The sequence below is a fragment of the Mesorhizobium mediterraneum genome, assembly GCF_002284565.1.
Lineage (GTDB): Bacteria > Pseudomonadota > Alphaproteobacteria > Rhizobiales > Rhizobiaceae > Mesorhizobium > Mesorhizobium mediterraneum.
This window is the reverse complement of sequence record NZ_NPKI01000039.1, coordinates 88,334-108,547: the sequence shown is the minus strand read 5'-3', so window position 1 is coordinate 108,547 and position 20,214 is coordinate 88,334. Positions and strand designations below refer to the sequence as shown.

Below are 20,214 nucleotides of genomic sequence, written 5' to 3'. Positions count from 1 at the left end.
TGCGCCGAACGACTTGTCGATGACGACGTTGCGGCCCTTGGGGCCGAGCGTGACCTTCACTGCGTCGGCGAGGATGTTGACACCGCGCAGCATGCGCTCGCGGGCATCGCGGGAGAATTTTACGTCTTTGGCAGCCATTTTTAGCTCCTGGCAGGGGCTTCAATCGAGCCCGGGAATTCAGTTGACGAAAGGGCCTGATATGAGCCGATGATGCCCATGATGTCGGATTCCTTCATGATCAGAAGGTCTTCGCCATTGAGCTTGACTTCGGTGCCCGACCACTTGCCGAACAGGATGCGGTCGCCGGCCTTGACGTCCAGTGGGACGAGCTTGCCAGCTTCGTCGCGGGCGCCGGAGCCGACGGCGATGATCTCGCCTTCCTGCGGCTTTTCCTTTGCCGTATCGGGGATGATGATCCCGCCAGCGGTCTTGGATTCGGATTCAACCCGGCGTACGACCACGCGGTCATGAAGCGGGCGGAACTTCGACTTTGCCATTTTCGGATTTTTCCCTGGTGCGGATGTTGAGGGGTTTTTGTTAGCACTCGCGATGGACGAGTGCTAACGCGATAGTGAGGTAGGCTGTAAGCGGGCACTCGTCAAGACGGACGAGGGCAGGCGAGGAGCTCTGGCCCCCTTCCCGGTGAAGCCCAACGCATACGCGGCATCCGCGTTGATGGCTCCGAGCCCCACATTTCCGTTGAATTCGGCGTCATGACGCCAACTTGCGCGCGCCGCTTCCAAGTCGCCAGTCGTGCTGCCGTCAGCACGAACATAGGGCTGCGCTTCACTTCCCGTCGAAGCCGCGGCAAGCAGCGCCGCCGTCAGCACGCTCCTTTGCAGATGCTTGCCAAAGGTGGAGAGTGAGCGCACCTGCGCCGGGCTGTTGGTGCGAACGTAAGACGTCATTGACAACTCCTTTTTGCAAGTCGAGCCCTTCTCCACCTTCGGCCGCCGTCGACGCGAAGAAGTCCGCATCGCGCTGAAGACGAGCGCTGCGAAAAAGAGAAAGATGTGTTTGATGGCTGCGGCCCCAACGGTGCCTTCCAGATTTGAGATCACTTCCGCCGCGATGCGGCTGAAGCTCCTCGCAACGTCACAATCGAATCTGCTGCCAAGCCTCCAGGAAAGGAGAGCATTGCTCATCTCGCGCTTGTGCATGCAGTCAACCTTCGATCCGTGTTGCCACATCTCAAGTGCAAACGCCGTGCCAAAGCTCACTGGGTAGTGAACGCATGGCTCTCCCTGAAAACCTCCACAAATCCAGCATGGTCGATTGTGCGGAACCCGACATGCGTCTTCTGCCACTGTCAGCTTTCGGACAGGCATGACGCGTTTCGCGCCGCCCACCGGTCGATCGATTAGGGGCCGGTCTGTTCGTCTCATAAGAGCGCGTCACGTTGCGTAGCGGCTTCCCGAGCGCCGCCGCCTGACACTGGACCTGCAGGTAGCACCGGCTTCTCATCCAGCCTTGCTTTGGCCCCTTCGCGTATCAGATTCCCGCTGGCGAGCCCTGCTTTCATCGATCGCACCATGCCGGATGTCTGCTCTGGCGCCCGACCCGCTGGCACGATCTCGATCCGGCATAAGGGCGCAGCATCTTTGCAGGCCGTTTCATTCCCGGCGTCCTGCTTGGCTGACAGACCGCACTTGGCGAGCGGTCTCCATGCTCTCTCCAAGGACCATCCCTGCGGCTGGCTTGTCGACCTATGGGCGGGTCCGGCCGCCCGAAACCCTCGCCATCAGCTTTTTTCCCCGCCGCCTGCGGCGGCTTCCTCGCGCCGCTTCGCTCACAAAAAAGCTGCCCGCTCGGGTCCTTCGCTGTCGCTGCGGCCCTGTCGGGTTCAGGCGGTCCTGACGCGCCCATTACGGTGCGCCATCGCAGGGGATGGTCCCCGGCGAAAGCAAAAAAGGAGACTTCGAAATGACCGCGATCGGTTACGTCAACAAGCAGGAAAACGGCGCCTACAAGGGCCAGCTCAAGACGCTCAGCGTCCGCGCCGACATCGATATCGTCCCCAACCAGGCCAAGAGCGCCGATAACCATCCCGACTTCCGGGTGCTTACGCAAGGGGTCGAAGTTGGCGCCGGCTGGATCCGCACCGGCGAGACTTCCGGCAAGGATTATGTGAGCCTGTCGATTGCAGCGCCGGAGTTCGGACCGCGCAAGCTCTACGCCAATCTCGGCCGCGCCGCCGGCCAGGACGATGACGACACCTACGCCATCATCTGGAACCCGGCCGACTGATCGGCCGAGATAGAGCCTCGCGCCGCAGCCCCGGCGTGGGGCTCATTCCCAGGAGTTCCACCCAAACCCCGTCCGCCCTAAAAGGGCGGCGAAAACTCTCCCCCGACTCTTCGCCCGTCCCCGAGACGATCTCCCTCGCCCATCCTCCCCCTCGCTTGTCCGAAGCGAAACGAGGATCATCATGGACGACGAAAACGAACGCGCGGCCCGCGCGAAAAAGGGCAGCCCGTTTCTCAGCACAGCCCAAGCCGCCTTCTATATCGGGCTCTCCCAGCGCACGCTCGAAAAGATGCGGCTCAAGGGCGGCGGCCCGAAATTCCGCAAGCACGGCCGCTATGTCCGCTATCACATCGACGAACTCGACCATTGGTCGAAAGGACACCCGCAGCACTCCACCGCCGGCGATGGCAAGGCCGGTTCCGGCCAGGGCGGCACGGGAGGCCGTTCATGAGGCGGCGCCCTTCCATCCATCTGATCGGCAGCCGCCTGAGGCGTGTTCGAGCCCGTAAGACGGTCGCCTTGGCCGCGGCCGGTCTCGGTCTTTTGGGCTTCACGGCGCTGGGAAAGCCCACCCCTTGGCTGGTCTGGAACGCCTCGGCCAGCGCGCCGATCGGCCTTTACCGCATCGCTGCGGGAGCGCTGGCGCGTGGCGATCTCGTGCTCGTGCGCCCGCCTGAATACGCGGCGTATCTCGCCGCCGAGCGCAGCTATCTGCCTCGCAATGTGCCGCTGGCAAAACGTCTTGCAGCGCTGCCGGACGATAATGTCTGCGCCTTCAATGACGCCATCATCATCGGCGGCGACATCGTCGCGCGCCGGCTCAAAATCGACGCCGAAGGCCGACCTTTGCCATGGTGGAACGGCTGCCGAGCGCTCGGGGATAACGAGGTTTTCCTGCTCGGCAGCGACAAAAACCGCTCCTTCGACAGCCGCTATTTCGGGCCTGTTCCCACTCAAAATGTCATCGGGAGGCTCGTACCGCTATGGACCGAGTGACCCTCCTCTTGTTGGGCATGATCGCCATTGCGCCATGCGCCTGTTCCGCCTCGACCGGCGCTGAGCCGGTCGCCATCTCCCAAAGTCCGCAGCTGCGAAAGTGGCAGACGTTGGTATCGGAAGCAAGCCGGCGCTTCCATATTCCCCAAGCCTGGATCTATGCCGTCATGGCTGCCGAAAGCGGCGGCAAGACGATGCGCGACGGCCGCCCCATCACCTCCCGCGCCGGCGCCATGGGCCTCATGCAGGTGATGCCCGGCACCTATGAGGAGATGCGGGTCGAACACGGCCTTGGGCCTAACCCGCACGATCCGCGCGACAATATCCTGGCCGGCACGGCCTATCTCAGCGCCATGTATGACCGCTTCGGATTTCCTGGCCTGTTTGGCGCCTACAATGCCGGTCCCGAGCGCTACGACGAGCATTTGAAGCGTGGCAAACCGCTGCCAGAAGAGACCGTCGAGTACCTCGACCAACTCAAGGCGGCCGGAGTTTCGGCGGCCGACATCGAGGCGTTCGAAAGCCAATCTGTCGCTCCAAAGGCGCAAATCGCTCCTCTCGGACGGTCGCTGTTCTTCATTCATGACGGTGTTCACTCAGGCGTGCGAAACGGCGATCTCTTCGTGCCGCTCGGCAAGGACGGCGCGCAGCCGAAGGAGCCGGTGCGTTAGCCATGGGCGGACGGGGGCGCGTCTGGCGGGGCTGGGCGCGTAAGGCAAGATAAAGGTACCGCCTCCAGGAGGCGGTTAAATCTTTGTCTGCACATCGTTTTTCCGGGAGGCTGCCGCCGGTGCCAAGAGGGTTGGACGTGTAAGTATCTGATTTTGCTTGATATGTCTGGGAGGCTCGCATTAAGGATGACGAGTTCAGGCCGAAGCTCGGCAAAATCGGGTCGCGCGGCTCGAAGGCCGGCAAACGCTATGCCGGCCAGGTTCGTGCGGCGATCAACCGGGCTGGCGGCCGGCCGCAACGCGGTGGTCGCTTCACCGGAAGCCGGACAGGGCGCGGCGGGGCGGCCGCCGCACTGCTGAAATCGCGCGACCGGTATGCCGCCTTCCGCCAGCGCCGGGTGATCGTCAAGGCGCGGGTCGTCAAGCTCGCCGGCAAGGGCGCGGACGGGGCGCGTGCCCATCTACGCTATCTTCAGCGCGACGGCGTCACCCGCGAAGGTGAACCTGGCGAGCTCTACGGCGCCGACAGCGGCCGCGTCGACGGCAAGGCGTTCATCGATCGCGCGGACGGCGACCGCCATCAGTTCCGCTTCATCGTCGCTGCCGAAGACGGCATCGAGTACGACGACCTCAAGGCGCTGACGCGGCGGCTCATGGCGCAGATGCAGGAAGACCTCGGCACGAAGCTCGACTGGGTCGCGGTCGATCATTTCAACACCGGCCACCCGCACAGCCACATCATCGTCCGTGGCAGGGACGACCGTGGCGAGAACCTGGTCATCGCGCGCGAATATATCTCATCTGGCATCCGCGAGCGGGCGGCCGAGCTGGTCAGCCTCGATCTCGGTCCGCGAACCGACCGCGAGATTGAGCTTCGCCTGCGCCGGGAAATGGAGCAGGAACGCTTCACCAGCATCGACCGTCGGCTGCTCAGCATGCGTGATGATGACGGCCTGGTCTCGCCGGGCGGTCCCGACGCCATTCGCCAGACGCTGCACCAGGGACGGCTGCGCAAGCTCGAGCGGATGGGTCTGGCCGCGGAGGTCGGCGCTGGCTCCTGGCGCCTCGACGATGAGCTCGAAGCCACGCTGCGCCGCACCGGCGAACGCGGCGACATCATCAAGACCATGCACCGCGAACTGACCGGCAAGGGGCTTGCCCGCAGTGCCGCCGACTGGGTGATCCACGATCGAGCCGGCGAGCCCGTCCAGTCTCTCGTCGGTCGCGTTGTCGCGCGTGGACTGGCCGACGAGATCAATGACCGCCATTACATGATCGTCGACGCCGTCGACGGTAAGAGCCATTGGATCGACATCGGTAGAGGCGAGGCGATGGAAACGATGCCTAATGGCTGCATCGTGCGTGTCGCGCCAAGGAACACCGAGCCGAGGCAGGTCGATCGTACCATCGCCGAAATCGCCGCAGCGCATGGCGGCCGTTACGACGTCGATATGCACCTGAAGCATGACCCATCCGCCACCGAGAGCTTTGCGCGAACGCATGTGCGGCGGCTGGAGGCGATCCGCCGCGCGACCGGCGGCGTCGAGCGAGAGCCGAACGGCACCTGGCTCATCGCGCCGGACCATCTCGATCGCGTCGCGAATTATGAGGGCCAGCGGGCCAGGGCCGAGCCTGTCGTTGCCGACAAGCTCTCCTCAATGGCGCTGGAGCGACACGTCAGCTTCAACGGCGCCACCTGGCTCGACCGGGAGCTGGTTGCCGATAGACCCGAGCCTTTGCACGGATCCGGCTTCGGCCGCGACGTGAGAGAGGCGCAAGCTCGCCGGCGGCAGTGGCTGATCGCGCAAGGCCTCGCGCATGAAGAACAGGATCGGATCGTCTATCGAGCCAACATGCTTTCGATCCTGCGCCAGCGAGAACTGAACCGTGTTGCTGGCCAACTGTCGGAGGAACTTGGCCTGCCCTATGCCGAAGCGCGATCCGGAGGACGAGTAGAGGGTACGCTCCGCCGCTCCGTCGAGCTTGCCAGCGGAAAATATGCCGTCGTTGAAAAGTCGCGCGAGTTCACGCTGGTGCCATGGCGGCCGGTGCTTGAGCGCCATGTGGGCAAGGAGGTCTCCGGTGTCGTGAGTGGGGAGGGGATTTCATGGACCGTCGGCCGGCAAAGGAGCGGACCTGGTGTTTCGTGAGATGGTGTACAGCTTTTTTAGCCAGCGGCGCGGGCAGCCATGCGAGCCCGCGTAGACCTTATGGCCGCACGACCGCAATCGGTCGCATGGACCTGCCAGGCGGGGCGGCTTTGGAGCGTTCGGACCCGACACGCTGCGTGAGTGGCCAGACTTCGAGCGCTCGAAGATGCGGACTGTTGTCTGCTGGCCGGCGTTATTCCGGCTGGCCTATGACCGCGGCGCAACAGTTCACCGCTGAAGTTGCCACGGGCGAACATCGGCAAGAGAAAAAACACCATTGCGCGATACAAATCGCCGTTGAAAGCGTTTAGGTTGCATGCGCTTCGCCAAGTAAACGGATACCCCAGAAGAGAGCCATGACCACGGCCCGCCATATCGTGACGCTGCTTAAAAGCCACATTGCCGGCGACGAGGATCGTTTCCTCTCTATCGCGATGCAGCTTGCTGCGCATGAGGCACGTCAAGGCCATGGCAAGCTTGCTCAGGAGCTCAAGGATCTGGTCGACGCAGCCAAGAGCAGGGACGCCCGGATTGCCAAGAGCAGTCGGCCGGTTCCCCTTTTTCAGCCAAAGGGCGAGCTCGCAGGGCTCCTGCATGTGCGCTATCCGGACCTGCGACTGACCGACATGATTTTGCCGGACAGTCTGCGCTCGCGCCTGCACCGCGTGCTGGGAGAGCAGCGCCAACAAGCAAGCTTGCGCGAGCACGGGCTTGTTCCCCGTCGCAAACTGCTTCTGGTCGGCCCGCCAGGATCAGGCAAGACGATGACCGCATCGGCATTGGCCGGGGAGCTTCATCTGCCCCTTTTCACGATCGTCCTCGATGGTTTGATCACCAAGTTCATGGGAGAGACTGCCGGAAAGCTGCGGCTTGTTTTTGATGCAATGCAGGCGACGCGGGGCGTCTACTTCTTTGACGAATTCGATGCCATCGGCGCGCGTCGAGGCGAACGCCAGGATGTTGGCGAGATTCGGCGCGTGCTGAATTCGTTTCTGCAGTTTCTCGAGCAAGACGACAGCCACAGCCTGATTATTGCGGCAACAAATCATCCCGAGCTGCTCGACAGAGCTTTGTTCCGCCGTTTCGACGATGTCATCGAATACGCCGTGCCCGATCGGCCGATTATCGAGGCGCTGCTTCGGGCTCGACTCGACCGCTTCGACACCAGAGGGCTTGCCTGGAACGAGGCGATCTCTCAGGCAGAGAGACTGTCGCAGGCCGAGATCACCCGCGCGGCCGACGACGCTGCAAAAACCATCATATTGCGGGGGGGAAAGCGGATCACCTCGGAAGCGCTCATCGACGCTCTGAAGGAACGCCGGCAGGCTTCGCTGTCTGAGTAGCGACAGCACAGATCATAATGGCAGACGATTTTCCGCGCGACCGCGCCCATATCCACCTTCGCAACAACGGCATTCGGGAAGCCTATCGGCGGCCCAACCAACTTATACATGCACCGCCGCTGCCGGCGCGTGATCGGGCGTCGCATGCTGCGGCCTTGACGCAATCCATCGAACAAGCGGTCGAAAGTGCACGCCAGCAGATTGCGGCGCGTGACCCCCAGCTGTCGGTCGGCACGCCTGGCTTTTATCTCGAGATCGATCTGCCCATGTCCGGACGGGCGGCCCTCGACCAGTTGGCCGATCGTCGCCAGCACATGGAGCTGGTCGCCGTCCATGAGCCAACTCAACCCGGTGCTCCCATCACAGCGTCGGTGTTCCTGCCGCAAAGCGCGCAAGCCTATTATTTGCGGAAAGTCGAGGCGTATCGAGACGTTGACACTGACCGCGGCAGACCGCGCAACGAGCCGCTCGTCTCCCGCATGGAGACAGTCAGGCTGGCGACTGCACGATTGTTGTTTACCGACCACGACGACCTCTTCCCCCAGGCCGCTGACGAGCAGGTGTGGTGGGAAGTCTGGCTGCGCGACGGTCGCCGCGAGAACTTCGAGCACATTGCCGAAGCCCTGAACATCACTTTGCGCACGCATGCGGTCAGGTTTCCGGAGCGGGTGGTCATGCTGGCACTCGCCAGCACGGCAATGCTCGACCGCATGATTGCGCACAGCGATGTCGTCGCCGAGCTGCGGCGCGCGAAGGATACGCCGTCCTTCTTCATGGGCCTTGGCGGCGCGGAGCAAAGGGACTGGAGCGACGAGCTTCTCGGGCGCGTCAGACCGCCTCAAACCGATATTGCGGTCTGCATTCTCGACAGCGGCGTGCGTCGCACCCACCCGTTGATCGAACCCGCACTTGCCGTTGAAGACTGGCACACCGTCAAACCGGCATGGGGCAGCGACGACACACCTGCGTGGAGCGGCCACGGGACGCGAATGGCAGGTGTCGGCCTGTACGGTGATCTGGTCCCGCTCCTGGTCGGAGGCGATCCAGTTCATTGCCCTTTCGGCTGGAGAGTGTTCGTATCCTTCCGCCAGAAGACGAGGCAAACGATCCAGAACTCTATGGCGCGATCACCGCGGAAGCGATCGCCCGCGCCGAGGTGCAGGCGCCGGAGCGCCGCCGCGCGATCGCAATGGCTGTGACAAGCGCCAGTCCGGCGCGTGGAAGGCCCACATCGTGGTCTGCCGCTATCGACCAACTCTGTTTCGAAGAGGAACAGCGACGCTTGATCGTTCTCTCTGCCGGCAACATCGGCGATGACCTCATGCCGGCCGAGCATTTGACGCGCAACGATCTGGAAGCAGTCGATGATCCTTCTCAGGCCTGGAATGCGCTGACGGTCGGCGCTTTCACAGAAAAGGTCGATATCATTGACACCGACTTTGCGGGCTACGCTCCGATCGCGCCGGTGGGCGAGCTCTCGCCGCGCAGTCGCACTTCGGTCGTTTGGGACAGGCAGTGGCCGGTGAAGCCCGAGGTCGTCTTCGAAGGCGGCAATCTCGCCCATGACGGTGTGTTGCCTGGCGAGCCGATCGACGATCTGCAGATATTGACCACTTTCTATCGACCCGAACTGCGCCACTTCACCACCCTCGGAGATACGAGCGCGGCAACGGCCCATGCCGCACGGATGGCGGGACTAATTCTATCAGCGCGCCCCGAGCTGTGGCCTGAAACGGTTCGCGCCCTGATCGTCCACTCGGCCGAATGGACTCCGGCGATGCGCGCACGCATCGATGCGTGCAACGGAGCGAAGGGCGAGATCCAGGCGCTCGTGCGGCGCTATGGTTATGGCGTGCCAGATCTTGGGCGCGCGCTTCTGTCAACGGTGAACGACCTCACGCTTATCGTTGAAGATGAGCTTCAGCCTTTCCAGCGCGAGGGCGGCGCGGCTGCCAAAACGCGTGACATGAAGCTGCATCGCCTGCCTTGGCCGAAGGAGCAGCTCGCGGCGCTCGGCGCTGCCCAGGTCGAGCTCCGCGTCACGCTGTCCTATTTCATCGAACCCAACCCCGGTGAACGCGGATGGACCCGCCGGCATCGTTACGCGTCCCATGGTCTTCGGTTCAGAGTAAAGTCAGCGACCGAGACAGTCGACGAATTCCGAGCCCGCATCAATCAGGCCGCTCGGGACGAGGAGGAAGGGGCGCCTGCTGGAGGCGGAGAAGAGTGGCTGCTCGGCACCTTCCGCGATCGCGGCTCGTTGCACGCCGATTTCTGGTCGGGCAGCGCCGCCGATCTCGCCGAGCGTGACGCGATCGGCGTGTTCCCGGTCGGGGGCTGGTGGAAGGAGAAGCCTTACCTGGAACGCGTCGACGCTCTGGCTCGGTACGCCCTGATTGTGACGATTCGGGCGCCTGGGGTCGATGTTGACATCTTCACACCCGTCGAAGCAGCCCTGACTGTCGAGACGTCGGTCGAGACCTGATGCAGCACTGTCCAAACCGGCCAACAACGGAGGTTTGACCAGCCTCTGGTGCCATGGCGGCTGGTGCTGGATCATCACGTCGGCAAGGAGGTGTCAGGGATCATGCGCGGAGGACGATAGGCCGGCAAAGGAGCGGGCCAAGCGTGTCATAATGGCGCCCATGGTCACGCCCACAAGCCGCGCCCCCTGCGTCCACGGAGAGGTGCGCGTCTGCTAAGGCGGCCGAGACATCGCTTACCTGATCAACGCGCTCGCCGTATTTGCGCCTATAAGCGGCAATGAAATCGTCGTCGCTACAGATGCAGCGGCCGCTGGAGTCCTTGGCCTTCGGATCGTGCAAGTGAGAGCCAAGGGGGCGCAGAAGATTCACCCGAGTGCTCGTCGTCGGGCTCATGGGAAACCCCGCACTATGTTTGACCAAATCCGCGGCAAGCATAATCCCGGCAAGCACCGACTGAAAGGCCATCGGAACCACAGTTCGAACGCGGCGACTTCCTTCGCTAAGCTGGAACACCAGACCGCCGCAGATAGCCTGCTGATAAAAGGAGCGCAGGGGCTGGCCGACAAACGGGGCTAGCGGTTCAAACGGCACAGCCATCGCTGTAGCCACGCGAACTACAAAGTCGTTGGGAACTCCGGCATTGGTCTGCAGGAGCGTTTTCACCTGCTCGTGTGCTTCCGGTATTCCGAGTTCCTCGGCAATCAGCTGGTGCTCGTCCTTGGATTTTCCGGATGGCAGGTACATGCAACAAAGGCAAGCCTGGCCGTCATCGAAACCATGCCGGGAGATACCGAGATCGTGCTCCTGCGTCCAAGCGTTTGCGATCCATCGCGGCAGTGCACCTTGGACAGCCAGACGGTCGGCGGCGGTGTCAAGCGCCACACCCACTTGGTCGAAGACCCAATTGCCCCGGCGCGCAACATATTCTGCCCACGTCAGAGGGTGCGCCTCGACCTCAAGGGCAGTCGATCTAAGGGCGGTGGCTGCAAGAACCGCCTTGGACATACCAATCTCCGCCTGGCCGGCCAATGCGTAGCGCTGCAGGTTTGAGAGTTCGATCGCTTCGTGATCGATTACATGCAGACGACCCTTGAGATCGGGTTGTCTCGCTAGCGCCCAAAGCGAGCCATGGCCTATCGCACCGAGCCCAACGAGGTGGGTTTCGCCAAGGTCGACTGGGAAGTCGATCGGGCCAGCCTCCCCGGCTTTGGTCTTGTCGTAGCTGCATAGCGAGAGGTCGATGGTTTCGTCCAACTCGGCGCCGGTCAACTGGGCGGCGAAGATAGTTCGAAAGACGTTGGCGGCGCCGAAGCAACTGGCGGCGCCAGCTCCATAAGGCAGCAGACTTGGGCCAGAGCCCACCGGGTCCGTACGCGACAGCTTTGCCGCCCAACCGTCCGATCCCACGAAAAAGATCGGGCACCGGAGTGATGGGCGCGTTACCCCTGCAACGACGCAGACGGTGGCAGACTTGCCGGAACGCCGGATGCCGACTTTTGGATTGATCGACTTTGCCAAGCGCTCCAGCGCTTGGGCTTGAGAGCTCGCCGCGCTGTCCAGCGGGAGTATCGCCAGAACCGGGTAGAGCCTAGCGAGCAATCTCACCGCAAGATCTAGTGTCGCCTGGCCTTCGGCGCAGGAAGCGGCCTGATGGTCGAAGGCGACTGCCACGACCTGCTTTTCAAGAGCTGCTTTGAAGTCTCCCAGATGAAAATCGGCCAGGACCTGAGATGCCGCCGTGGCGGCGCGATCGATGAAGTTAGCGAATGCCATTGTTCAACTCGATATCATGATCATTCGCGACAGTGCCGCGGGAGGGAGCGCATTCCATTTGGCCTTTTCGTCAAGCCGATAGGCGGCGACCCGAGCAAAATCGAAAGGCTCGCGGGCGAAATTCGGCACCACCAGCGACAGACACCCAACCGTGGTAGCAACCGCATAAGCGTCGTCCGTCGTCGAATGGTAGGCGCGGCCCGGATGGCTGTGAATCTGGGCCAAGAGTTTCAGGCCGCTTTTGTAGAGCCAGACATTGAGCCGGTGCAGTTCTTCGGCCGCAACGATCACGCAAACGCCATCGTTTGTTCGAATGTGACGCTGCGCCGGGATAACCGTCTCTGTTACGGCAAAGTGCCGGTCTTCCTGAACGCCGACCCAAAGTGCCATCCCCTCATTGCCCTCGCGACCAACTGAGCGCAGATGCCCATGCGTGGTCGAGATGCAGCCGCGCGGGAGAGTCACGATCGTTACATCTCTCAAACCAGTCATTCTTGTATCGCCTGAGGGGATACCACCATTCCTACGATTGTCGGTTGGAGTTGAATCTGCAACTGCTCTATAGGAACGATTCCGTACTTGATGATCTTGTCCAGGATGAAGGCCAAACAGCCTTCGCCAGAACCCCGATGAAGTAGCCATGGATCACCTGAATGGGCTGGATTGTCGTGGTATTCCCGGACGCCCGCCATGCACAGGAATGGTTCGTCCTCGGGACTGTTGGCCTGGATGAAGTCCGTCAGCGGCACGGCGTTCTGCTGGATGAGAGCTCCTATCATCTCCGGCGGCGTTCCGGGCAGCGGCGGACGTCTAAGCATTTTCAGGTATAGATCTTTCCGGGCAATCGGATCACGCGTAAACGGATCGACGAAGACCACGGACGGTGGTCTTAAGTCGTAGTCGGTGAAGTCGACCTCGCTCGCTGCGCTGACCACCCGTGGCTTTAACTTGGGGCTGGCGAAAATGAAGAAAGCGCGCGGAAAAGTCGCCTCGATCAAGAAGCAGCCCTGAGCCCGATAGACATCAGCATATGGCCGGAACCGGCCGATCTCCCGATCAAACTTCGCTCGGGAGACCTCCGGATCCACACTTTGGGGTTTAGGCACCTGCGACGCCCGCCTTCAGGCTGAGGAACAGGGTCACAGTATTCGGGAAACCGAAATCGCCAAGCTTCTTGTCGACGTCGAGCAAGTTGCCGGCCTCATCCTTGAATTCCCAATTCTCGGCTGGTTGGGCGACATTCTGCGTGTTCTCAAGGGCTTTGGTACGAATGACGTGAAGCGGCTGGTTGGGATTGGCTTCGACCTGCGTGGGCTGGCCGTTCACCACCACCGTGATCTCGATCTTGCCCGGTCCGCCGCCGTGATTATCGCCCTTACCCGAATCCTTCGACATTGTCCTACTCCTGTGGCTTGCCAACCGCCCCACGCCCTGGCACCCACCTGCGAGTGAGACCGGCGGTCTTCAATCGTTCACCCGGCGCCACGGCCGCGAGTACGCGAAAGACAGGGGATAAGCTACCGAATCGGTGCTTGCCTTCTTTTATGGGTGACTTGAGCCGCAAGTAAATGGTCTCAAATTGCTCCTCACAACTATAATCGATTAGAGCAATGCGAAAATATTGGCGACACGCCTATTCATCTGCTCTCTCACTCGCCTGCTCCGTGCTCGGCAAGGGGAGCTTTGATCTGCGTCACGCGTCCCCAAGCAGCTGATTGCGCCGGCAGCGCCATAGGAACCGTCGTTCAGAGTCTTCACCACTCAAGCACCCGCATGGATGCATGCCGACGCTCGTCTCCACAAAACAGCGCAAGTGGTGCCTTGTTGGATAAGGTCGCCTCGTACCTGGTGCAGCATCTCTCGGAACGCATGCCGCTGCGAGACCAGGCCTCATCATCGCGCATGCGCAGCAGCCGGCGGTCGATGTTCGTAACGCGTTCTGCTCATTTCGTGGCGCAGGCGCTGCTCGACTCGCGGACATATGCGGGCACCGAGGCGGAGGCTGACCAGTCGGCGCCGCGTTCGCGGATGTCGCTTGCAATGTGCTCGCGTGCGTTTGCCGCCGGCGACCTTCGTCCTCGCCTGCTAATGGCGAGCCGGCGCAAGCGGCTTGCTCGATACTGCCGGCGGGGCTGCGGGCCGGCTCCAAACGGCCGTTCACAAGAGCTTGCATCAGCAACTGGCAATCGGATCGATAACTTCGCGATCGCCGTTATGGCGCGGAGATGCGGCCTGATGGTCTGCAAGCCGCCTGGGGCGCCCTTGCCGAGCGTGCTCACGGGCTTGGGTGGGCGGCGCGCGAAACGCGTCATGCGTGAACGAAAGCTGACACTGGCAAAAGCCGACATGTCGGGTTCCGCATAGTCGACATGCCGGGATCGTGGAGGTTTTCGGGGAGAGCCATGCGTTTACTGCCCAGTGAGATTTGGCGCGGCCTTTGCAATTGAGATGCTAGCAACACGGATTGCCCTTCCATCGGTTAGAAAGTGAAGTGCCACGACGTCCGAACAACCGCTGCCGACGCTGCCGATGTGGCGCGTAGATCATATCGAGCCCTCGCCCGAGATGTTGGCGTTACGCGCCAACGGTCCGATCCACCGCGTGCGCTTCCCGTCCGGGCACGAAGGCTGGTGGGTGACAGGCTACGACGAGGCCAAGGCGGTGCTGTCCGACGCGGCGTTCCGGCCCGCGGGAATGCCGCCGGCGGCTTTCACCGGATTCGGTGATCCTCGGTTCGCCGGGGTGGCTGGTTTCACACGAGGGGAGCGAGCATGCCCGGTTACGCACGATCGTGGCACCGGCCTTCAGCAACCCAAGGGTAAAGCTGCTCGCGCAGCAGGTCGAGGCGATCGCCGGGCAGTTGTTCGAGACCCTGGCGGCCCAGCCCCAGCCCGCCGACCTGCGGCGCCACCTCTCCTTTCCCCTTCCGACCATGGTCATCTGCGCGCTGATGGGCTTGCTCTACGAGGATCACGATTTTTTTGCCGGGCTGTCCGACGAGGTGATGACGCACCAGCATGAAAGCGGCCCGCGCAGCGCGTCGCGCCTAGCCTGGGAAGACCTGCGCGCCTACATTCGCGGCAAGATGCGGGACAAGCGCCCGGATCCGGGCGACAACCTGCTGACGGATCTGCTGGCGGCGGTCGACCAAGGCAAGGCGACGGAGGAAGAGGCGATCGGCCTGGCTGCGGGCATGCTGGTGGCCGGGCACGAGAGCACCTGCGCACAGATCGAATTCGGCATGTTGGCCATGTTCCGCTATCCGCAACAGCGCGAACGCCTGGTCGGCGATCCATCTCTAGTGGACAAGGCGGTGGAGGAAATCCTGCGCATGTACCCGCCAGGCGCGGGCTGGGACGGCATCATGCGCTATCCGAGGACCGACGTAACCATCGCGGGCGTGGATATTCCTGCGGAGAGCAAGGTGCTGGTCGGCCTGCCGGCGACCTCGTTCGATCCGCGCCATTTCGACGACCCGAAAATCTTCGACATCGGACGCGACGAAAACCCGCACCTGGCATTCTCCTACGGGGCGCACTACTGCGTCGGCATGGCGCTGGCCAGGCTGGAACTCAAGGTGGTGTTCGGTTCGATCTTCGAGCGCTTTCCCGCGCTGCGCTTGGCCGTGGCGCCCGAAGAACTGAAGTTGCGCAAGGAGATCATCACTGGCGGGTTCGAGGAGTTCCCGGTTCTCTGGTGATGCGGACGCCGCCGGGATTCGCGATCTTCTCCGCAATTTTGCCGGCGCCCCTGGCGCACCGGTCTGATCAGCCAGCCAAGAGGTAACTAATATGGACGTCCAAGAAACCACGGCAGCATGCCGGGACGCCTTCGCCGAACTGGCGTCGCCAGCGTGCATCCACGACCCGTATCCGTTCATGCGGTGGTTGCGCGAGCACGATCCGGTGCATCGCGCGGCGTCGGGCCTCTTTCTGTTGAGCCGACACGCCGACATCTACTGGGCGCTCAAGGCCACGGGCGATGCGTTTCGGGGACCGACGCCGGGCGAGCTGGCGCGCTATTTCCCGCGTGCGGCGACCAGCCTGTCGCTCAAACTGATGGCGTCCACGGTGGCGATGAAGGATCCACCGACGCATACGCGCCTGCGGCGGCTGATCTCGCCCGATTTCACCATGCGCCAGGTCGACAACCTGCGGCCGAGCATCGCGCGCATCTTGCAGAGCGCCTGGACGGCATAGCGCCCGCGCTGGAGCGCGGGGATGCGGTGGACCTGCATCGGGAATTCGCGCTGGCCTTGCCCATGCTGGCCTTCGCCGAATTGTTCGGCCTTCCCCAGGACGATATGTTCGGGCTCGCCGCCGGCATCGGCACCATTGTGGAGGGCCTTGGCCCGCACGCCAGCGATCCCCAACTCGCCGCGGCGGACGCGGCCAGCGCCAGGGTGCAGGCCTACTTCGGGGACCTCATACAGCGCAAGCGAACCGATCCCTGCCACGACATCGTGTCGATGCTGGTCGGCGCACACGACGATGATGTCGACACGCTGTCGGATGAGGAGTTGATCAGCATGCTCTGGGGCATGCTGCTGGGCGGCTTCGCCACCACTGCTGCGACCATCGACCATGCGGTCCTGGCGATGCTGGCGTATCCCGAACAGCGGCACTGGGTGCAGGAAGACGCCAAGGGGGTGAAGGCATTCGTCGAAGAAGTCCTGCGCCGCGACTCGCCCGTCCTGTTCAGCGTCACTCCGCGTATCGCCCAGCGCGACATCGAACTGGGCGGCGTGGTAATCCCCAAGAACGCGGACGTGCGCGTGCTCATCGCGGCCAGCAATCGCGACCCGGACGCCTTCGCCGATCCCGACCGCTTCGACCCTGCGCGATTCTACGGCACCAATCCTGGCATGTCGACAGACGGGAAGATCATGCTGACCTTCGGCCACGGCATCCACTTCTGCCCCGGTGCGCAACTGGCCCGGATGCAGTTGGCCGAGAGCCTGCCGCAGATCCAGGCGCGCTTCCCCACGCTGACATTGGCCAAGCAGCCGACCCGGGAGCCCTCCGCGTTCCTTAGGACGTTCCGCGCGCTGCCGGTGAGGCTGCATGCGCAGCGGGGGGCTTGAGATGCGCGTCGTGGTCGACCAGGATCTGTGCGGAACCACCGGGCAATGCGTGCTGACGCTGCCGGGCACCTTTCGCCAGCGCGAACCGGACGGCGTGGTCGAAGTATGCGTGGCGACAGTGCCGCAGGCGCTGCACGCCGCCGTGCGGCTCGCGGCCAGCCAGTGCCCGGTCGCTGCAATTCGGGTCATCGAAAGCGACGCTTGCGATGACGAGCGCGCCAACGCCGACCCTGCGCCTTCTCCGGCGGAGCCCGAGCGGCATGCCGCGAAAGACCAACGCAATCCAGGAGGACACGATGGGACGGTTTGAAGACGTGGTGGTGGCCGACATTGATGGCTCGGCGGCCATCGCCTTCACCGCGCAGATCGCGGCAGAAGCGGGCCAAGCGCTGGCCCTAGCCCTGGACATCGCCGACGCGCAGGCGGTGGCAGCGCTGTTCGAGACGGCGCAGCGGCACTTCGACGCGAGGGCCATGTATCTGACCCCGCACGACCGCGCGATCCTCGACCTGGACCCGGCGGTCTGGGATCAGACCATGGTGACCAAACTGCGCGGCGCGCTGTTCTGCTGCCGGCAGGCCATCCCACGGATGATCGCCCGCGGCGTTGGCGTGATCGTCAACATGTCGTCGTGCCAGGGGCTCAGCGGTGACACCGCGCAGACGTCCTACGCCGCGTCGAAGGCGGCGATGAACATGCTGTCGGCCTCCCTCGCAACCCAGTACGGTCATGCGTAAATCCGCTGCAACGCGGTTGCTCCGGGTCTCACCATGACCGAGCGTCTGCTCGCCAAGCTGGACAAGTGCATGCAACGGCATCCGCGCCGACACCAGGTCCTGCCGCGCGTCGGCCGCCCTGAGGACGTGCCCGCGCTGATGGCGTTCCTGCTCTCCGACGATGCGGCGTTCATCACCCGCCAGGTCGTGTGCATCGGCGGCGACATGCTGGTGCATGTGCCGACATACGCCGACGGTGGCAACAGCCGCGCCATGCCGCCTGCCGGCGACACCGCCGAAGCGGCCGCGGCGCCGCGCTGCTGATGGAGTTGATGGACATGCTGCTCAACCCGCTGAACCGTCGCCACCGGCTTTGGCACGACATCCCGGTCGTGCCCGGCGCGTTCCCCCTGGTCGGGCATTTTCCCGCCATGGTCCGCGACCTGCCGCGCCTGCTGCGGCGCGCGGAACGGACGCTGGGCAGCCATTTCTGGCTGAATTTCGGCCCTGCCGGACACCTGATGATCTGCGTGGATCCGGATGCGTTCGCATTGCTCCGGCACAAGGACGTGTCCTCCGCGCTGATCGGAGAGATGGCGCCCGAATTGCTCGGCGGAACGTTGGTCGCCCAGGACGGCGGCGCGCACCGGCAGGCGCGCGATGCGATCAAGGCGGCGTTGCTGCCCAAGGGACTGACCCAAGCCGGCATCGGCGACCTGTTCGCGCCCGTCATCCGGGCGCGGGTGCAGGCGTGGCGCGACCGCGGCGACGTAACCATCCTGTGCGAAACCGGCGACCTGATGCTCAAGCTCATCTTCAGCCTCATGGGAATCCCCGCCCAGGACCTGCCGGGATGGCATCGCAAGTACCGGCAACTGCTGCAGTTGATCGTCGCGCCCCCGATCGACCTGCCCGGCCTCCCCTTGCGGCGCGGCCGCGCCGCCCGCGACTGGATCGACGCGCAGTTGCGCCAGTTCGTCCGCGACGCGCGCTCGCATGCCGCGCGCACCGGGTTGATCAGCGACATGGTGAGCGCCTTCGATCGCAGCGACGATGAGCTCTCCGATGACGTTCTGGTCGCCAATATCCGCCTGCTGCTGTTAGGCGGTCACGAGACCACCGCCTCGACGATGGCCTGGATGGTGATCGAGCTGGCGCGGCAGCCTGTGCTGTGGGACGCCCTGGTCGAAGAGGCGCAACGCGTGGGCGCGGTGCCGACCCGGCACGCGGACCTGGCGCATTGTCCGGTCGCCGAGGCGCTGTTCCGCGAGACGCTGCGCCTGCATCCTCCTGTCACGCTCCTGCCGCGTCGCACGCTGCAGGAACTGCAACTCGGCCAACGACGCATTCCCGCGGGCACCCATCTAGGCATCCCGCTGCTGCATTTCTCGACCTCGCCGCTGCTGCACGAGGCGCCTGATGAGTTCCGACTCGAGCGGTGGCTGCAACGCACGGAGCCGATCCGGCCGGTTGACATGTTGCAGTTCGGTGCCGGCCCACACGTCTGCATCGGCTACCACCTGGTATGGCTGGAACTGGTGCAGTTCTGCATCGCGTTGGCGCTGACCATGCACAAGGCCGGGGTGCGGCCACGGTTGCTGAACGACGCCGAAAAAGGCCAGCGCTATTACCCGACCGCACATCCGTCCATGACAATCTGCATCGGATTCTCATGAGCTTCCATCGCATGTCCCGTGTGGCTCGCCGTGGCCGCCTCCTGTCAGGTACAAGGAGATGAACAATATGCAGGCCGGTCCCACGCCAAACGACGATCGAACTGGCATTTCCGCGCTCGTCGAATTTGGCGCGCAGGCGCGCGGCGCACCCGGCAGGCTGCTGCCGGAAATCTGGGTGCAGGACAGCGCAAAGCGGGTCGAACAGGCGCTGGCGCGTCTTCTCTGCGCCGAAGGCGACTGTGAGACCGAGCTGATGGCGGCGATGCGCTACGCCACCTTGCATGGCGGCAAGCGAACCCGCGCCTTGCTCTGTCTGGCTGCCGGCGCACTGGCCGACAACTCGGCGCACATGATCGACGACGTCGGCGCCGCCATCGAGATGATGCATGCCTGTACCCTAGTCCACGATGACCTGCCCGCGATGGACGACGACGTGCTTCGCCGCGGCCTTCCGACCGTGCACGTCAAATTCGGCGAAGCCACCGCGATCCTGGTCGGCGATGCGCTGCAGGCGCACGCCTTCCTGACCCTGGCGAGCCTGGATGCGCCGGGCGGATAACCGTATCGCGCTCGTGCGCGAACTGGCGCAGGCGGTGTCCGCCGAGGGTGCCGCAGGCGGGCAAGCCATGGATCTGTCGCTGGTCGGAAAGCACGTCGAGCTAGACAAGATCGTGGCGATGCACCGGATGAAGAGCGGAGCGCTAGTGCGCGCGTCCGTTCGCATGGGTGCGCTATGCGCCATCGCGGAGGATTCTGCGCACGCTGCGCTGTACGATGCGCTCGATCGCTACAGCGCCTGTTTCGGCCTGGCGTTGCAGGTGGTCGACGACATTCTCGACGCGACAGCGGATACCGCGACGCTGGGCAAGACCCCCGGCAAGGACGCGGCGGCGCAGAAGCCGACCTGCGCGTCGATCATGGGGCTGCAGGCTGCGCGCCAGTTCGCGCTTGATCTGTTGCGCGACGCCGGGGAGGCCATCGCCCTGCTAGGGCCACGTGCGGAACGATTGGCGCAGATGCTGCAGCGGGCCAACACGTATCTGTTGGAGCACGCGCCATGCGCTTGAGCGCCC

General features: G+C 63.6%; 14 protein-coding genes and 6 pseudogenes. 14 read left to right on the top strand and 6 right to left on the bottom strand.

Translation table 11 applies throughout. The features are described from left to right. Positions 1 to 203: 203 nt before the first annotated feature. Positions 204 to 497: pseudogene (groES, locus tag CIT25_RS28680) on the bottom strand (co-chaperone GroES); the annotation flags it as partial. Positions 498 to 560: 63 nt separating this feature from the next. Then, positions 561 to 1,160 (bottom strand): hypothetical protein, encoded by a 600-nt coding sequence (locus tag CIT25_RS28675; protein ID WP_127295616.1) that lies wholly within the window; start codon positions 1,158 to 1,160, stop codon positions 561 to 563. Between the two features lie 763 nt (positions 1,161 to 1,923). On the opposite strand from CIT25_RS28675, the gene CIT25_RS28670 reads away from it, so the two are divergent. From CIT25_RS28670 to CIT25_RS38725, 8 genes and pseudogenes are all read left to right on the top strand, one after another. Next, positions 1,924 to 2,247: a DUF736 domain-containing protein gene (locus CIT25_RS28670; RefSeq protein WP_008871905.1), complete on the top strand. Its 324-nt coding sequence runs from the start codon at positions 1,924 to 1,926 to the stop codon at positions 2,245 to 2,247. A 181-nt stretch (positions 2,248 to 2,428) separates the two neighbouring features. After that, entirely contained in the window at positions 2,429 to 2,698 is a 270-nt protein-coding gene (locus tag CIT25_RS28665) for a helix-turn-helix transcriptional regulator (protein WP_029354917.1), read from the top strand. Beyond that, positions 2,695 to 3,243 (top strand): S26 family signal peptidase, encoded by a 549-nt coding sequence (locus CIT25_RS28660; protein ID WP_029354919.1) that lies wholly within the window; start codon positions 2,695 to 2,697, stop codon positions 3,241 to 3,243. The genes CIT25_RS28665 and CIT25_RS28660 overlap by 4 nt, the downstream gene beginning before the upstream one ends. Further along, a complete protein-coding gene (locus tag CIT25_RS28655; protein ID WP_095488554.1) occupies positions 3,231 to 3,914 on the top strand; it encodes a lytic transglycosylase domain-containing protein in 684 nt (227 codons plus the stop codon). The genes CIT25_RS28660 and CIT25_RS28655 overlap by 13 nt, the downstream gene beginning before the upstream one ends. A 179-nt stretch (positions 3,915 to 4,093) precedes the next feature. Continuing rightward, complete coding sequence (gene rlxS, locus CIT25_RS28650; protein ID WP_095488553.1) at positions 4,094 to 6,064, top strand: relaxase/mobilization nuclease RlxS; 1,971 nt, start codon at positions 4,094 to 4,096, stop codon at positions 6,062 to 6,064. A 356-nt stretch (positions 6,065 to 6,420) separates the two neighbouring features. Then, entirely contained in the window at positions 6,421 to 7,407 is a 987-nt protein-coding gene (locus CIT25_RS28645; RefSeq protein ID WP_095488552.1) for an AAA family ATPase, read from the top strand. Between the two features lie 17 nt (positions 7,408 to 7,424). Continuing rightward, positions 7,425 to 8,363 (top strand): annotated as a pseudogene (locus tag CIT25_RS38730) (S8 family peptidase); the annotation flags it as partial. 95 nt (positions 8,364 to 8,458) lie between these two features. Next, positions 8,459 to 9,892: a S8 family peptidase gene (locus CIT25_RS38725; RefSeq protein WP_363331711.1), complete on the top strand. Its 1,434-nt coding sequence runs from the start codon at positions 8,459 to 8,461 to the stop codon at positions 9,890 to 9,892. Positions 9,893 to 9,992: 100 nt separating this feature from the next. Here the strand turns inward: CIT25_RS38725 and CIT25_RS28635 are convergent, their stop codons facing one another. The 4 genes from CIT25_RS28635 to CIT25_RS28620 are packed head-to-tail and all read right to left on the bottom strand — an operon-like array spanning position 9,993 to position 13,061. Continuing rightward, the gene (locus CIT25_RS28635) at positions 9,993 to 11,666 is read right to left on the bottom strand and encodes an E2 ligase fold family C protein (protein WP_245330028.1); all 1,674 of its coding nucleotides are present in this window, start codon (positions 11,664 to 11,666) and stop codon (positions 9,993 to 9,995) included. A gap of 3 nt (positions 11,667 to 11,669) precedes the next feature. Next, on the bottom strand, positions 11,670 to 12,158 hold the full coding sequence (locus CIT25_RS28630) for a Mov34/MPN/PAD-1 family protein (protein ID WP_091595801.1): 489 nt from the start codon (positions 12,156 to 12,158) through the stop codon (positions 11,670 to 11,672). Continuing rightward, on the bottom strand, positions 12,155 to 12,754 hold the full coding sequence (locus CIT25_RS28625) for a putative metal-binding protein (protein ID WP_370453329.1): 600 nt from the start codon (positions 12,752 to 12,754) through the stop codon (positions 12,155 to 12,157). The genes CIT25_RS28630 and CIT25_RS28625 overlap by 4 nt, the downstream gene beginning before the upstream one ends. 10 nt (positions 12,755 to 12,764) lie before the next feature. Continuing rightward, entirely contained in the window at positions 12,765 to 13,061 is a 297-nt protein-coding gene (locus tag CIT25_RS28620) for a DUF2604 domain-containing protein (protein ID WP_024505654.1), read from the bottom strand. 1,134 nt (positions 13,062 to 14,195) lie between these two features. On the opposite strand from CIT25_RS28620, the pseudogene CIT25_RS28610 reads away from it, so the two are divergent. The 6 genes and pseudogenes from CIT25_RS28610 to CIT25_RS28585 all read left to right on the top strand — a co-directional run bounded on the left by CIT25_RS28610 (position 14,196) and on the right by CIT25_RS28585 (position 20,208). Beyond that, positions 14,196 to 15,366, top strand: a pseudogene (locus CIT25_RS28610) (cytochrome P450). A 91-nt stretch (positions 15,367 to 15,457) separates the two neighbouring features. Continuing rightward, positions 15,458 to 16,749: pseudogene (locus CIT25_RS28605) on the top strand (cytochrome P450). Position 16,750: 1 nt separating this feature from the next. Continuing rightward, entirely contained in the window at positions 16,751 to 17,059 is a 309-nt protein-coding gene (locus CIT25_RS28600) for a ferredoxin (RefSeq protein ID WP_095488563.1), read from the top strand. Further along, positions 17,010 to 17,789, top strand: a pseudogene (locus tag CIT25_RS28595) (SDR family oxidoreductase). Before CIT25_RS28600 ends, CIT25_RS28595 begins: the two are co-directional and overlap by 50 nt. A gap of 8 nt (positions 17,790 to 17,797) precedes the next feature. Beyond that, a complete protein-coding gene (locus CIT25_RS28590) occupies positions 17,798 to 19,141 on the top strand; it encodes a cytochrome P450 (RefSeq protein ID WP_095488550.1) in 1,344 nt (447 codons plus the stop codon). Positions 19,142 to 19,208: 67 nt separating this feature from the next. Further along, positions 19,209 to 20,208: pseudogene (locus CIT25_RS28585) on the top strand (polyprenyl synthetase family protein). The last annotated feature ends 6 nt before the right edge of the window (positions 20,209 to 20,214 follow it).

Excerpts from the sequence above, each read along its gene's own strand:
- CIT25_RS28675 (WP_127295616.1), bottom strand. The coding sequence starts at position 1,160 with ATGCACAAGCGCGAGATGAGCAATGCTCTCCTTTCCTGGAGGCTTGGC.
- CIT25_RS28670 (WP_008871905.1), top strand. The coding sequence starts at position 1,924 with ATGACCGCGATCGGTTACGTCAACAAGCAGGAAAACGGCGCCTACAAG.
- CIT25_RS28665 (WP_029354917.1), top strand. The coding sequence starts at position 2,429 with ATGGACGACGAAAACGAACGCGCGGCCCGCGCGAAAAAGGGCAGCCCG.
- CIT25_RS28660 (WP_029354919.1), top strand. The coding sequence starts at position 2,695 with ATGAGGCGGCGCCCTTCCATCCATCTGATCGGCAGCCGCCTGAGGCGT.
- CIT25_RS28655 (WP_095488554.1), top strand. The coding sequence starts at position 3,231 with ATGGACCGAGTGACCCTCCTCTTGTTGGGCATGATCGCCATTGCGCCA.
- CIT25_RS28645 (WP_095488552.1), top strand. The coding sequence starts at position 6,421 with ATGACCACGGCCCGCCATATCGTGACGCTGCTTAAAAGCCACATTGCC.
- CIT25_RS28635 (WP_245330028.1), bottom strand. The coding sequence starts at position 11,666 with ATGGCATTCGCTAACTTCATCGATCGCGCCGCCACGGCGGCATCTCAG.
- CIT25_RS28630 (WP_091595801.1), bottom strand. The coding sequence starts at position 12,158 with ATGACTGGTTTGAGAGATGTAACGATCGTGACTCTCCCGCGCGGCTGC.
- CIT25_RS28620 (WP_024505654.1), bottom strand. The coding sequence starts at position 13,061 with ATGTCGAAGGATTCGGGTAAGGGCGATAATCACGGCGGCGGACCGGGC.
- CIT25_RS28600 (WP_095488563.1), top strand. The coding sequence starts at position 16,751 with ATGCGCGTCGTGGTCGACCAGGATCTGTGCGGAACCACCGGGCAATGC.
- CIT25_RS28590 (WP_095488550.1), top strand. The coding sequence starts at position 17,798 with ATGGACATGCTGCTCAACCCGCTGAACCGTCGCCACCGGCTTTGGCAC.